Origin of the sequence: Pseudomonas sp. HMSC065H01, from assembly GCF_001815235.1 — a bacterium.
Taxonomy (GTDB): domain Bacteria; phylum Pseudomonadota; class Gammaproteobacteria; order Pseudomonadales; family Pseudomonadaceae; genus Pseudomonas; species Pseudomonas aeruginosa.
This window is the reverse complement of record NZ_KV819899.1, coordinates 175,051-187,296: the sequence shown is the minus strand read 5'-3', so window position 1 is coordinate 187,296 and position 12,246 is coordinate 175,051. Positions and strand designations below refer to the sequence as shown.

The following is a 12,246-nucleotide window of genomic DNA, read 5'->3' as shown; positions in this document are numbered from 1 at the left end:
TTCCACAGGCCTCAGGAAGTCGGCACCGCCAGCAGCAGGGCGGCGGTTTCCAGGTCCGGCTCGCCATCGAAGCGGGCCGGACGGTATTTCATCTGGAAAGCGCCGATGACGTCGCGGGTGTCCTTCTCCAGCTCGCCGGTCTGCGGCACCAGGTAACCGTGCCGCGCCAACTGCTGCTGGAACCAGCGCACATCCGGCAGCTGGCCGTTCAGTTCGGCGAGCCGGCGCGCCAATTCGCCGGGCTTCGGCCAGGGCACCAGGCCGGCGTCGGCGAGGCGCTTCCAGGGGAACAGCGGACCCGGATCGACCTTGCGGCCCGGCGCGATATCGCTGTGTCCGATGATCCGGTCCGGGGTGATGCCGTGGCGCTTGGCGATGTCCTTCAGCAGGGGGATCAGCGCCTGGATCTGTGCTTCGCTGAACGGATACCAGACCCGCCCCTGGGGTGTATCGCGATAGCCCTGGTTGACGATCTCGATGCCGATCGAGGTGGCGTTCAGCCAGGTCCGGCCCTGCCATTCACTGACCCCGGCGTGCCAGGCGCGGCGGTTCTCATCCACCAGGCGGTAGACGGTGGCCGGCTCGTCGTCGCCGATCAGGTAGTGCGCGCTGACGCCGCCGTGGGTGAGGATGCCCAGCGAATGCGGCAGATCGGTGGAGGTGTAGTGGAGGACGATGAACTGGACGCGGCTGTCCTGGTTCGCCGAGGTGTAGTCGGTGTTCAGGCGCGGGCCGCTGGAGCAGCCGGCCAGCAGCGACAGGGTGAAAGCCAGTAGAACGAACGAACGCATGATGACTCCGAAAAAAATGGGCAGCGCGGTCAGGCGGCGATGTGCAACACGCTGCGCAGGTTGTCCAACAGCATATCGACGCTGAGCATGATCAGCAGCATGCCGGCCAGGCGCTCGATAGCGGTCAGCCCGCGCGGGCCGAGGAAACGCTGGAGGAACGCCGCCTGCAGCAGGATCAGCGCAGTAGCGGCCCAGGCCAGCACCACCGCCAGGTAAAGCTCCCACAGCGGACCGTCGAAGGTGGTGCGCAGGGTGATCAGCATCGCCAGCGCCGAGGGCCCGGCCACCGCCGGGGTGGCCAGGGGTACCAGCAGCGGCTCGCCGTCGGGCACTTCGCCGAGCAGCCCTTGGGGCGACGGGAAGATCAGGCGCATGGCGATCACGAACAGGATGATGCCACCCGCGATCCCGGTCGCCTCGCGGGACAGGCCGAGGCCGCTGAGGATGTGCTCGCCGAGGGTGAGGAAGAGCAGCAGGCCCAGGGCGAAGGCCAGCTCGCGAAACGCCACGCGCAAGCGGCGCCCGGGGGCGACGCCTTTCAGCGCGGCGAGGAACACGGCGATGTTGCCGAAGGGGTCGGTGACCAGAAAGATCAGGACGGCGACGCCGAACATATCCATGGGAGTTTCCAGAGCGGGACAGCCGGTCATTCTACCGGGCGGGACCATTCTAGCGAGCCGCGGCAACACCTGCAGGCGAGCCCGTCCCGAGTCGTCGGAATGTGCGCTGGTCGCCCTTCAGGCCACTTCCAGGCGGTCCCGGCCGGCGCGCTTGGCTCGATACAGCGCCTGGTCGGCACGCTCGAAAACCGCTTCGCCGGCCTCGTTGCCTTCGAACGCGGTGATGCCGGCGGAACAGGTGATGCTCAGGGGCTCGCCCTTGAAATGGAACGGACAGGCGGCGATCGCCGCGCGCAGCCGTTCGAGCAGTTGCCGGCCGGCTTCCAGGGACGTGGCCGGGAGCAGGACGACGAACTCCTCGCCGCCAAAACGGGCGATGAAATCGGCCTGGCGCAACCGTTTGCGCAATTCGCCGGCAATGATCTTCAGCACCTTGTCCCCGGCCAGGTGGCCGAAGTCGTCGTTGATCCGCTTGAAGTGGTCGATGTCCAGCACCGCCAGCAGCAGATCGCCGCCGTCCCGGTGCCGGCGCGCCACTTCCTGTTCCAGGCGCTCGCTGAGCGCCGCGCGGTTGGGCAGGCCGGTCAGCGGATCGGTCAGGGCTTTCTGTCGCTGGTCCTCCAGGTGGCTGTGGAACGCCTTGGCATCCTGCTCCATGCTGTTGACCCGCTCCATCAGCGCCTGCAGGCGGCCGGACACCTCCTGTTCGTGCTCGGCCTGTTCGCGCTGGTGTTCGTCCATGGAGGCAAGCAGGCCGTTCAGCCGGCTGTCCACCGCCAGCTTGAGGCTGTTCAGGTCGGTCGCCTGCTGCACGCTGGCCTGCAGGCCACTGACCTGCTCACGCAGCGATTGGTCAAAGCCGCGCGCGTTGTCCAGCACGTCGGTATAGCCGGCGTGGGCGTCGCCCAGGTGGCCGAGGAAGCTTTCCAGGCGCTCGTTGAGTTGCCGCAGGTATTCCTCGAAGTCGCGCTGGCCACTGTCCGCCAGGGACAGCACCAGCACCGCCAGGTCGTCGAGTACCGGCACCAGCTCATACCAGTTCAGGCTGCCATCGATCCGCTCCCGCAGCGCCTCGGCCTGGGGCTGGTGGCTGCTCGGCAGGGACAGGCCGTCGAGCAGCCGCAGCAGGCTGGCCTCGATGTGCGGCGCCACCGCGCTGTAGCCGGGCTCCGGTATCGGCGGCGGCAGTTCGTAGGCCTCGTCTACCGCCTGCCCGTCGAGGTTATCCACAGGAGTGGCCGGAGCTTCGGGCGCGCTTTCAACGTCCGCCGGCATTGCGGGCGACGGCTCCGCACCCGCTTCTTCCAGCGTCTCGCTAAAGCTCAGGCCGGCCGGTAGCGGCAGGCTGTCGAGCCAGATTTCCCGGGGCTCATCCAGCAGGATCTGGTTCGGCTCGCCACGCTCGGCGACCCCGACCCAACCCGCTGGCGCGCTTTCGATGGCGGCGACCGTGCGGGCGGGCAACGGCTGCGGCGGACCGCCTGGCGCCTCGTCGTGCTCGGCGACCGGCAGGGACGGCGCGGCCGCCGCCGGTTGGATCGGTGTATTGCTTGCCGCCACAACGGACGGCACCGATGCGCTCGGCTCCGCGGCGGTTTCCGACTCCTTGCCGCCGAACAGGCGTTGCAACAGGCTCGGGCGACCGTCTTCGGCATCGCCGCCCTTGCGCTCGGCCAGCGCCTGGCGTTGCAGCCTGCTCAGCTCGCTGAGCAGGATCGGAATCTCGCGCGACTGCCGGGCGCGCTCCTCGATATCGCGGGCGAACTGCTTCAGCGGCTTGCGCAGTTCCCGCGGCAGGTCCAGGGCCAGCAACTGCTGGGCCAGTTCGCCGAGAGCATCGATGTTCTGCTGGGTGCGTTGCTGGCGGCGCTGTTCGGAGTCGAGCACGGCCTTTTCCAGGCGCGGAATCAGGCCCGACAGGCCGGCGTCCATGTCGTCGCGACGGAGGATCTCGCGCAGCTCCTTCATGCACTGGTCGACCGCCTTGTCGCTGCCTTCGGCCGCCAGACTGCTACGCACCAGGCCGCGACGCAGCAGGTCGATCCGGGCATCCCAGCGCCGTTGCAGGCGCTCCTGCTGCTCGATGTTCTCCAGGTACTTGTCTTTCCAGCGCTGGACGTCGTCGCGACTCATGGCGGACTCCCGGCATCCCCGCGCACGACCAAGGCCTTGTCGCGCAGGTTGTCCGGCAGGCGAATCTCCACCGATACCGGCAGATGGTCGGAGATCGGCTGGTCGAGCACGTCGACCCGCTCGAGAGCGAGATCGGAACTGAGCAGGATGTGATCGAGATTGCGCTGCGGCCGCCAGCTGGGAAACGTCGCCTCGACCTGCGGCGCCATCAGGCCGAGGTCGCGCAGGGGCGAGTTTTCCAGAAGATCGACGGCGTGGGTGTTCATGTCGCCCATCAGCACCTGGTGGCGGTAGTCGCCGATCAGCTCGCGGATATAGGCGAGCTGGCGGGTGCGGGTGCGAGCGCCGAGAGCGAGATGCATCATCACTACCACCAGCGCGTCGGCGCCTTCGCCAAAGCGCACGAAGATCGCGCCGCGTCCCGGCGGACCGGGCAACGGATGATCTTCCAGCAGGGTCGGCCGCCAGCGGCTGAGCAGGCCGTTGCTGTGCTGGGCGATACGCCCGAGGTTGCGGTTGAGCTGCTGGTACCAGTAGGGGAACGCCCCCAACTGGGCCAAGTGCTCGACCTGATTGACGTAGCCGGAACGCAGGCTGCCGCCGTCGGCTTCCTGGAGGGCGACGAGGTCGTAGTCGGCGAGCAGTTCGCCGATCCGCTTCAGGTTGGTCGCCCGCCCCGCGTGGGGCAGCAGGTGCTGCCAACCGCGGGTCAGGTAGTGGCGGTAGCGCTCGGTGCTGATACCGACCTGGATGTTGAAGCTGAGAAGGCGCAGGCGGCCGTCGTCGGGCAGCTCCCGCGAATCGTCACAGGAGGGGTTCACTCGCGGGTCGCAGCTACCTGCGACCCGAGGTTCACGCTGCCAGCGGCGCAACATGCCGAATCACCTTGCCTACTTCTTGGCCGCTGCGCGCTCTTTCTCGATCAGGTAGTCGGCCAGCTTGAGGGTTTCCTCCGGACCACCGGCGGAGCCGATGTCGAAGCGGTATTTGCCATTGACCACCATGGTCGGTACGCCGGTGACCTGGTAGGCCATCGCCAGCTTCTTGGCCTTTTCCATCTGGCCCTTGATGGCAAAGGAATTATAGGTGCTCAGGAATTTTTCCTTGTCCACGCCCTTGCCGGCGAGGAAATCGGCCATTTCTTCCGGAGTGGCGAGCTTCTTGTGCTCCTTGTGGATCGCCTCGAACACGGCGTTGTGTACGTCATGCTCGACGCCCATGCTTTCCAGGGTCAGGAACATCTGCCCATGGACGTTCCAGATACCGCCGAACAGGGCAGGCAGGCGCACGAAATGGACATCTGCCGGCAGCTTCTCGCTCCACGGCACGATGGTCGGCTCGAACGCGTAGCAATGCGGGCAGCCATACCAGAACAGTTCCACCACTTCGATCTTGCCCGGCTGGGACACCGGCACCGGGCTGCTCAGCTCGACGTATTCCTTGCCGGCGGTATAGTCGTCGGCCTGGGCGGCCATGCCGAACAGGCTGGCCATGGCCAGCATGGCGGTGAGAATCAGGTTACGCATCGTTCACTCCTAGGCGAGGTCAGTGCCGCTCTCCGGCCGGGTTCGGCCCGGTCAGTTCGACCGGGGGGAGCGGTCACGGGTTCCAGCATTGTAGCGATGGCGGGCGCAAAAAAGGGCAGCCGAGGCCACCCTTTTTCATACATCTTTTTTGCCGTGCTACGCAGCGATCAGTGCAGACCCTGGATGTAGCTGGAAATCGCGGCGATGTCCTTGTTCGACAGCTTGGCGGCGATGGACTGCATGATCTTGGTGTCGCCGTCGTTGGTGCGGGTGCCTTCGCGGAAGTCGGTCAGCTGCTTGGCCACGTAGGTCGCGTGCTGGCCGCCCAGGTGCGGGAAACCGGCGGTTGCGATGCCGACGCCGCTCGGGGAATGGCAACCGGTGCAGGCCGGCATGCCTTCGGCGATCTTGCCGCCGCGGAACAGCGCTTCGCCCTGGGCCACCAGGTTCGGATCGGCCATGCCGACGCTCATCTTCTGGCTGGCGAAGTAGGCGGCGATGTCGGCCAGGTCCTGGTCGCTGAGGTTGGTCAGCAGCCCGGTCATTTCCAGCACGGTACGCTTGCCGTCCTTGATGTCATGCATCTGCTTGAGCAGGTAACGCTCGCCCTGGCCGGCCAGTTTCGGGAAGTTCGGCGCCGGGCTGTTGCCATCCGCACCGTGACAGGCGCCGCACACCGCGGCTTTCGCCTGGCCCGCGGCGGCATCGCCAGCGGCATGGGCAAGGCCGGTCAGACCCAGGGTCAACAGCAGACTCACGAGAAGTTTGTTCATCAGCTAATCCAATTACGGCTAAGGGTGAAAGATAGTGGGCTTCGGCTACTTCTTCACCATCCACTGGATGGTTGCCTGGTAGTCTTCGGCACTGCAGTCGGTGCACAGGCCGCGGGGCGGCATGGCGTTGAATCCGTTGGTCACATGCTGGACCAGGGTCGGCATGCCCTTGGCCAGCCGCGGCTCCCAGGCGGCATGGTCGCCCTTTTTCGGCGCCATCGGCAGCTGGCCGTCGTGACACGCGCCACAGGTCCGGTTGAACACTGCTTCCGGGTCCTGCGCCGCCTGCGCCGTAACGGCCACCGCAACGACTGTCGCTGCGAGCAGCAGTTTCTTCATGATCGTCCTCATCAGGGGGAACGCCCGCGTTCTACCGCGCGGAAAATGCTCTGTCCGTTCCCGCGCGCGCTCGACCCTGGGGGATAAAGCGCACACAAAATCCGCGGCATTATATACTTCCGATACCGAAACGGAAACGAAACAGCCCCCCGCGACACCGAGTCGCACCCCTGTGGATAACCCATGTCAGAGAAGAACCCCATCGTCGGCCTGTGCCAGAAGGCCAGCTTTCTCATCAGTGCCGCCCAGGTCGACCAGTGCCCCCCCGACGAAGGCCTGGAAGTCGCTTTCGCCGGGCGCTCCAATGCCGGCAAGTCGAGCGCGCTGAACACCCTCACTCACGCCAACCTGGCGCGCACCTCGAAAACCCCGGGACGTACCCAACTGCTCAATTTCTTCGCCCTGGACGACTCGCGGCGCCTGGTGGACCTGCCCGGCTACGGCTACGCGAAGGTGCCGATCCCCCTGAAGCAGCACTGGCAGCGCCACCTGGAAGCCTACCTGAGCAGCCGCGCAAGCCTGGCCGGGGTGTTCCTGATGATGGACATCCGCCACCCGCTCACCGACTTCGACCGACTGATGCTGGATTGGGCCCAGGCCAGCCAGCTACCGATCCATGTACTGATGACCAAGGCCGACAAGCTGGCCTTCGGCGCGGCCAAGAACGCCCTGCTCAAGGTACGCCGGGAAGTCCAGCAAGGCTGGGGCGACGTCGCCACCCTGCAACTGTTCTCCGCGCCCAAGCGCCAGGGCGTCGACGAGGCGCAAATGGTCCTGGCGCAATGGCTGGGCCTGCTGGACGAGGAACAAGAGGCGTTCGAGGAAGCCTGAATTCCAGGCAAAAAAAACCCCGAGCTTCGTATGGGGAGGGGGAAGTTCGGGGTTCAAGTCCGGACCGCTAGGGCGGGGTCCAGGAATCTGCCAACACTAAACACTGCAAAGGAGCATCGAAGGGCTCAAGAAGCCATTCGTGTGTTCTGACTGTCGGCAAAACGGGAAAGTTCAGCGCACCGCGAAAAACTTTTCCACGGCACCCTCACCGGGCACTCCGGACCTGCTCGCAAGGCCCGCCACACGGGCCTCGCAACCGTTCATCAGTGGGCTTCGTCCCAGTTCGAACCGACACCCGCCTCGACCACCAGCGGTACGTCCAGGGTCGCCGCTCCGCTCATCAGCGGGCGGATTCCCTCGCACACCTGCTCGACCAGCTCCTCGCGCACTTCCAGCACCAGTTCGTCGTGCACCTGGAGGATCACCCGGGCATCGAGGCCGCTTTCCTGCAGCCAGTTATCCACAGCGACCATGGCGCGCTTCATGATGTCCGCCGCGGTGCCCTGCATCGGCGCGTTGATCGCGGTGCGCTCGGCGGCCTTGCGCATGGCGCCGTTCTTCGAATGGATCTCCGGCAGGTACAGGCGACGGCCGAACAGGGTTTCGACGAAGCCCTGCTCCGCGGCCTGGGCGCGGGTCCGTTCCATGTACGCCAGGACGCCGGGGTAGCGGGCGAAGTAACGGTCGATGTAGGCCTGGGCCTCCTTGCGCTCGACGCCGATCTGCTTGGCCAGGCCGAAGGCGCTCATGCCGTAGATCAATCCGAAGTTGATCGCCTTGGCGCTGCGTCGCTGGTCGCCGCTGACGTCTTCCAGCGGCACGCCGAAGACTTCCGCCGCGGTGGCGCGGTGTACGTCCAGGTCGTGGCGGAAGGCATCCAGCAGGCCATCGTCCTTGGCCAGGTGGGCCATGATCCGCAGCTCGATCTGCGAGTAGTCCGCGGCCAATAGCTTGTAGCCCTGCGGCGCGACGAACGCCTGGCGGATGCGCCGGCCCTCCGCGGTACGGATCGGGATGTTCTGCAGGTTCGGGTCGCTCGACGACAGCCGCCCGGTAGCCGCCACCGCCTGGTGGTATGAGGTATGGATGCGTCCGGTACGCGGGTTGATCTGCTCGGGCAGGCGGTCGGTGTAGGTGCTCTTGAGCTTGCTCATGGAGCGGTACTGCATGATCACCTTGGGCAGCTCGAAGTCCTGCTCGGCCAGTTCGGCGAGCACTGCCTCGGCGGTGGACGGCTGGCCGGTCGCGGTCTTGCTCAGAACCGGCAGGCCGAGCTTGTCGTAGAGGATCGCGCCGAGCTGCTTGGGCGAGCCGAGGTTGAATTCCTGCCCTGCCAGGTCGTATGCCTGGCGCTCCAGGGCGACCATCTTCTCGCCCAGTTCGCGGCTCTGGATGCCCAGCAGGTTGGCGTCGACCAGCGCGCCGTTGCGCTCGATCCGCGCCAGCACCGGTACCAGCGGCATCTCGATGTCGGTCAGGACCCTGGCCAGGGACGGGATCGCCTCCAGCTTCTGCCACAGGGCCTGGTGCAGGCGCAGGGTCACGTCGGCGTCCTCCGCCGCATAGGGCCCGGCCTGTTCGATGGCGATCTGGTCGAAGGTCAGTTGCTTGGCGCCCTTGCCGGCGATGTCCTCGAAACGGATGGTGCTGTGGCCGAGGTACTTCAGGGCCAGGCTGTCCATGTCGTGGCGAGTGGCGGTGGAGTCCAGCACATAGGACTCGAGCATGGTGTCGTAGGCTACGCCCCGCAGCGCGATGGGGGTGCTGGCATTGGCCAGGACATTGATGTCGTACTTGGCATGCTGGCCGACCTTGAGCTTCTTCGGATCCTCCAGCAGCGGTTTCAACGCACGCAGCACCGCGTCACGGTCCAGTTGCTCCGGAACGCCCATGTAGCTGTGGGCCAGCGGCACGTAGGCGGCCTCGCCCTCCTTCACGGCGAAGGACACCCCCACCACCTGCGCCTGCTGGGCGTCGATGCTGGTGGTCTCGGTATCGAAGGCGATCAGCTCGGCCTCCTCCAGCTTCTTCAGCCAGGCGTCGAATCCGGCCTGGTCGAGCACCACGTCGTAGTCGACCTCGGCCTGGATAGGCGTTTCCGCCTCGCCGTTCTCGCCGGCCTCCTTGGCCTCGCGCAGGAGGTCGTCCAGCCAGTTCTTGAACTCCAGCTCGCGGTACAGGGCGATCAGCGCTTCGCGCTGCGGCTCGCCGGGATACAGCTTGTCGATCTCCACGTCCAGTTCGACGTCGGTCTTGATGGTCGCCAGTTGATAGGACAGGAACGCCTGCTCGCGATTTTCCTCGAGCTTCGCCGGCAAGCCCTTGGCGCCGCGGATCGGTAGCTCGGGCACCTTGTCCAGGCTGGCGTAGAGCACCTCCAGGCCGCCACCGACACCGGTCAGCAGGCCCAGCGCGGTTTTCTCGCCGACACCCGGAACGCCGGGGATGTTGTCGACCTTGTCGCCCATCAGGGCGAGGAAATCGATGATCAGCTCAGGACCGACGCCGAATTTCTCTTTCACGCCATCCACGTCGAGGCGGCTACCGGTCATGGTGTTGACCAGCGTAATGTGCCCGTCGACCAGTTGCGCCATGTCCTTGTCGCCGGTGGAAATCACCACCGGGCGGTCAGCCGCGGCGCTGCTGCGCGCCAGGGTGCCGATCACGTCGTCGGCCTCGACCCCCTCCACGCACAGCAGCGGCAGGCCAAGGGCGCGGACGCTGGCATGCAGCGGCTCGACCTGGACCCGCAGGTCGTCGGGCATCGACGGCCGGTTGGCCTTGTACTCGGCGAACAGCTCGTCGCGGAAGGTCGGGCCCTTGGCGTCGAAGACCACCGCGAACGGGCTGTCCGGGTACTGCTTGCGCAGGCTCAGGAGCATGTTCAGCACGCCCTTCACCGCACCGGTGGGCTTGCCGGTCGAGGTGGTCAGCGGCGGCAGGGCATGGAAGGCGCGGTACAGGTACGAGGAACCGTCCACCAGGACGAGGGGCGCTTGGCTCATGAGGGGAATCAACCTTTTCCGGAGACCAGGGCGTGTAGAATGAACCCTGGACGATTCGATAAAGGAGCAAGGTTACCATGCGTACGCTGAACCGCTTGATGCTCGCCGGACTGCTGGCGTTCGCCCCGCTCGTCGCGATGGCGGCGGATGACGACGCGCCCTCCGGCGAGCCCGACGTAACCATCCGCCAGGAGGGCGACAAGACCATCCAGGAATACCGCGTGAATGGCTTCCTCTACGCCATCAAGGTGGTTCCCAAGCATGGCAAACCCTATTTCCTGGTCCGCGCCGACGGCAGCGATGGCAACTTCATTCGCTCCGACCAGCCGGACAAGCTGATTCCACAATGGGAGATCTTCAGCTGGTGATGTGCATTTCCAACCTGGCGAGGCCGCGCTGACATGTCGGTGTTCACCCCACTCGAACGCTCGACCCTGGAAGCCTTCCTCGCCCCCTACGACCTGGGCCGCCTGCGGGATTTCCGTGGCATCGCCGAAGGCTCCGAGAACAGCAACTTCTTCGTCAGCCTGGAACACGGCGAGTTCGTCCTGACCCTGGTCGAGCGCGGCCCGGTGCAGGACCTGCCGTTCTTCATCGAACTGCTCGACGTGCTCCACGAGGACGGCCTGCCGGTGCCCTACGCCCTGCGCACCCGCGACGGCGAGGCCCTGCGCCGTCTCGAAGGCAAGCCGGCGCTGCTGCAACCGCGCCTGGCCGGCCGCCACGAGCGGCAGCCGAACGCCCACCACTGCCAGGAAGTGGGCGATCTGCTCGGCCACCTTCACGCCGCCACCCGCGGGCGCATCCTCGAACGCCCGAGCGACCGTGGCCTGCCCTGGATGCTGGAACAAGGTGCCAACCTCGCCCCGCGACTACCGGAACAGGCCCGCGCCCTGCTCGCCCCGGCCCTGGCGGAGATCGCCGCGCTGGATGCCGAGCGTCCAGCGCTGCCGCGCGCCAACCTGCATGCCGACCTGTTCCGCGACAACGTGCTGTTCGACGGCCCGCACCTGGCCGGCCTGATCGACTTCTACAACGCCTGCTCCGGCTGGATGCTCTACGACCTGGCGATCACCCTGAACGACTGGTGCTCCAATACCGACGGCAGCCTGGACCCGGCCCGCGCCCGCGCCCTGCTCGCCGCCTACGCCAACCGCCGGCCGTTCACCGCGCTGGAAGCCGAGCACTGGCCGAGCATGCTGCGGGTCGCCTGCGTGCGCTTCTGGCTGTCGCGACTGATCGCCGCCGAGGCGTTCGCCGGACAGGACGTGCTGATCCATGATCCGGCGGAGTTCGAGATGCGCCTGGCGCAACGGCAGAACGTGGAGATTCATTTGCCGTTTGCGTTGTAGGCAGGAACCACAGGAGCACGGCCGTCCTGCGGCCGTTCGCCCTTCAAAAACCATGCGGTTCGGCGTCTCGGAGTGAGGCCGAGCCGACATCCTGTCGAGGCTTCGTCGTTCAGCCCACCCCCGGCCCGGCCATCCTGGCCGGTCGTTCGCATTGAAAAACGCATGCGTTTTTCAAGTGCTCACCCACATTTCGAGTGTCCGCAGTTGAGGCAGGTGGCGCAGCCGTCCATCTGTACCACCGCCATGCTGTTGCACTTGCCGCACAGTTGCGCGCCGGCGGGGAAGCCTTCGCCCGGCTCGACCTTGCTGGTGCCCTGGGCGGCCTCGTAGGCGGCGCGTTTTTCCGCGAGGAAAAGACGCTGTTCCTCGTCCAGTTCAGGGCCACGCAACAGGCCGATGGCCGTCAGGTGGCGCTCCAGCACGCCGCCGATCTCGGCGACGATGGAAGGCATGTAGATGCCGCCTTTCTTCAGGTAGCCCCCGCGCGGGTCGAATACCGCCTTGAGTTCCTCGACAAGGAAGGTACAGTCGCCGCCCTTGCGGAAAACCGCGGACATGATGCGGGTAAGTGCGACGATCCACTGGAAATGATCCATGTTCTTCGAGTTGATGAAGATCTCGAAGGGACGCCGCTGCTCGTGCGCCGTGCCCGCATTGAGGACCATGTCGTTGATGGTCACGTAGAGCGCGTGCTCGAACAGCGGCGACTTGATCTTGTAGGTGGCGCCGATCAGGGTATCCGGGCGCTCCAGGGTCTCGTCCATCTGCACCACCGACGCGGCTTCCGCGGCGGCGGCAAGGGCCTGCTCCTCGGCTTCGTTGACGACCTTGAAGCCCTTGATCTTCTGCGTGATCTTGACTGCTGACATATCGATT

12 protein-coding genes are annotated in these 12,246 nt (G+C 66.0%); 3 read left to right on the top strand and 9 right to left on the bottom strand.

The annotated features are described in order from the left end of the window. Positions 1 to 11: 11 nt before the first annotated feature. From ampDh2 to HMPREF3014_RS19710, 7 genes are all read right to left on the bottom strand, one after another. Positions 12 to 791: an N-acetylmuramoyl-L-alanine amidase AmpDh2 gene (gene ampDh2 / locus HMPREF3014_RS19740; protein WP_003096970.1), complete on the bottom strand. Its 780-nt coding sequence runs from the start codon at positions 789 to 791 to the stop codon at positions 12 to 14. A 29-nt stretch (positions 792 to 820) separates the two neighbouring features. Continuing rightward, positions 821 to 1,411: a MarC family protein gene (locus HMPREF3014_RS19735; RefSeq protein ID WP_070734416.1), complete on the bottom strand. Its 591-nt coding sequence runs from the start codon at positions 1,409 to 1,411 to the stop codon at positions 821 to 823. A gap of 117 nt (positions 1,412 to 1,528) precedes the next feature. Further along, positions 1,529 to 3,544, bottom strand: a complete 2,016-nt coding sequence (dgcP, locus tag HMPREF3014_RS19730) for a diguanylate cyclase DgcP (RefSeq protein ID WP_003102834.1) — start codon at positions 3,542 to 3,544, stop codon at positions 1,529 to 1,531. Continuing rightward, positions 3,541 to 4,419, bottom strand: coding sequence for an endonuclease/exonuclease/phosphatase family protein (locus HMPREF3014_RS19725; protein ID WP_003096975.1), 879 nt, complete (start codon positions 4,417 to 4,419; stop codon positions 3,541 to 3,543). Before HMPREF3014_RS19725 ends, dgcP begins: the two co-directional genes overlap by 4 nt. A gap of 15 nt (positions 4,420 to 4,434) precedes the next feature. Then, a complete protein-coding gene (gene dsbA / locus HMPREF3014_RS19720) occupies positions 4,435 to 5,070 on the bottom strand; it encodes a thiol:disulfide interchange protein DsbA (protein ID WP_003096976.1) in 636 nt (211 codons plus the stop codon). A gap of 167 nt (positions 5,071 to 5,237) precedes the next feature. Next, positions 5,238 to 5,843: a c-type cytochrome gene (locus HMPREF3014_RS19715; RefSeq protein WP_003102831.1), complete on the bottom strand. Its 606-nt coding sequence runs from the start codon at positions 5,841 to 5,843 to the stop codon at positions 5,238 to 5,240. Between the two features lie 45 nt (positions 5,844 to 5,888). Further along, positions 5,889 to 6,182: a c-type cytochrome gene (locus HMPREF3014_RS19710; protein ID WP_003096979.1), complete on the bottom strand. Its 294-nt coding sequence runs from the start codon at positions 6,180 to 6,182 to the stop codon at positions 5,889 to 5,891. 183 nt (positions 6,183 to 6,365) lie between these two features. Between HMPREF3014_RS19710 and yihA the strand changes: the two genes are divergently transcribed. Continuing rightward, on the top strand, positions 6,366 to 7,013 hold the full coding sequence (yihA, locus tag HMPREF3014_RS19705; RefSeq protein ID WP_003096980.1) for a ribosome biogenesis GTP-binding protein YihA/YsxC: 648 nt from the start codon (positions 6,366 to 6,368) through the stop codon (positions 7,011 to 7,013). 263 nt (positions 7,014 to 7,276) lie between these two features. Here yihA and polA read toward each other — a convergent pair whose 3' ends face one another. Beyond that, a complete protein-coding gene (gene polA / locus HMPREF3014_RS19700; RefSeq protein ID WP_003118455.1) occupies positions 7,277 to 10,018 on the bottom strand; it encodes a DNA polymerase I in 2,742 nt (913 codons plus the stop codon). A 77-nt stretch (positions 10,019 to 10,095) separates the two neighbouring features. On the opposite strand from polA, the gene HMPREF3014_RS19695 reads away from it, so the two are divergent. Both HMPREF3014_RS19695 and HMPREF3014_RS19690 read left to right on the top strand, forming a co-directional pair. Beyond that, positions 10,096 to 10,386, top strand: coding sequence for a DUF2782 domain-containing protein (locus tag HMPREF3014_RS19695; protein ID WP_003096984.1), 291 nt, complete (start codon positions 10,096 to 10,098; stop codon positions 10,384 to 10,386). Between the two features lie 33 nt (positions 10,387 to 10,419). Further along, a complete protein-coding gene (locus HMPREF3014_RS19690; protein ID WP_003102827.1) occupies positions 10,420 to 11,370 on the top strand; it encodes a homoserine kinase in 951 nt (316 codons plus the stop codon). A 179-nt stretch (positions 11,371 to 11,549) separates the two neighbouring features. On the opposite strand, the gene HMPREF3014_RS19685 is transcribed toward HMPREF3014_RS19690, so the two are convergent. After that, entirely contained in the window at positions 11,550 to 12,239 is a 690-nt protein-coding gene (locus HMPREF3014_RS19685) for a TSCPD domain-containing protein (protein WP_003096987.1), read from the bottom strand. Between the last annotated feature and the right edge of the window lie 7 nt (positions 12,240 to 12,246).

Bases quoted from the DNA above. Each gene is read 5' to 3' on its own strand.
- HMPREF3014_RS19685 (WP_003096987.1), bottom strand. From the start codon at position 12,239: ATGTCAGCAGTCAAGATCACGCAGAAGATCAAGGGCTTCAAGGTCGTC.
- HMPREF3014_RS19735 (WP_070734416.1), bottom strand. From the start codon at position 1,411: ATGGATATGTTCGGCGTCGCCGTCCTGATCTTTCTGGTCACCGACCCC.
- HMPREF3014_RS19710 (WP_003096979.1), bottom strand. From the start codon at position 6,182: ATGAAGAAACTGCTGCTCGCAGCGACAGTCGTTGCGGTGGCCGTTACG.
- yihA (WP_003096980.1), top strand. From the start codon at position 6,366: ATGTCAGAGAAGAACCCCATCGTCGGCCTGTGCCAGAAGGCCAGCTTT.
- dsbA (WP_003096976.1), bottom strand. From the start codon at position 5,070: ATGCGTAACCTGATTCTCACCGCCATGCTGGCCATGGCCAGCCTGTTC.
- HMPREF3014_RS19690 (WP_003102827.1), top strand. From the start codon at position 10,420: ATGTCGGTGTTCACCCCACTCGAACGCTCGACCCTGGAAGCCTTCCTC.
- ampDh2 (WP_003096970.1), bottom strand. From the start codon at position 791: ATGCGTTCGTTCGTTCTACTGGCTTTCACCCTGTCGCTGCTGGCCGGC.
- HMPREF3014_RS19695 (WP_003096984.1), top strand. From the start codon at position 10,096: ATGCGTACGCTGAACCGCTTGATGCTCGCCGGACTGCTGGCGTTCGCC.
- HMPREF3014_RS19725 (WP_003096975.1), bottom strand. From the start codon at position 4,419: ATGTTGCGCCGCTGGCAGCGTGAACCTCGGGTCGCAGGTAGCTGCGAC.
- HMPREF3014_RS19715 (WP_003102831.1), bottom strand. From the start codon at position 5,843: ATGAACAAACTTCTCGTGAGTCTGCTGTTGACCCTGGGTCTGACCGGC.
- polA (WP_003118455.1), bottom strand. From the start codon at position 10,018: ATGAGCCAAGCGCCCCTCGTCCTGGTGGACGGTTCCTCGTACCTGTAC.
- dgcP (WP_003102834.1), bottom strand. From the start codon at position 3,544: ATGAGTCGCGACGACGTCCAGCGCTGGAAAGACAAGTACCTGGAGAAC.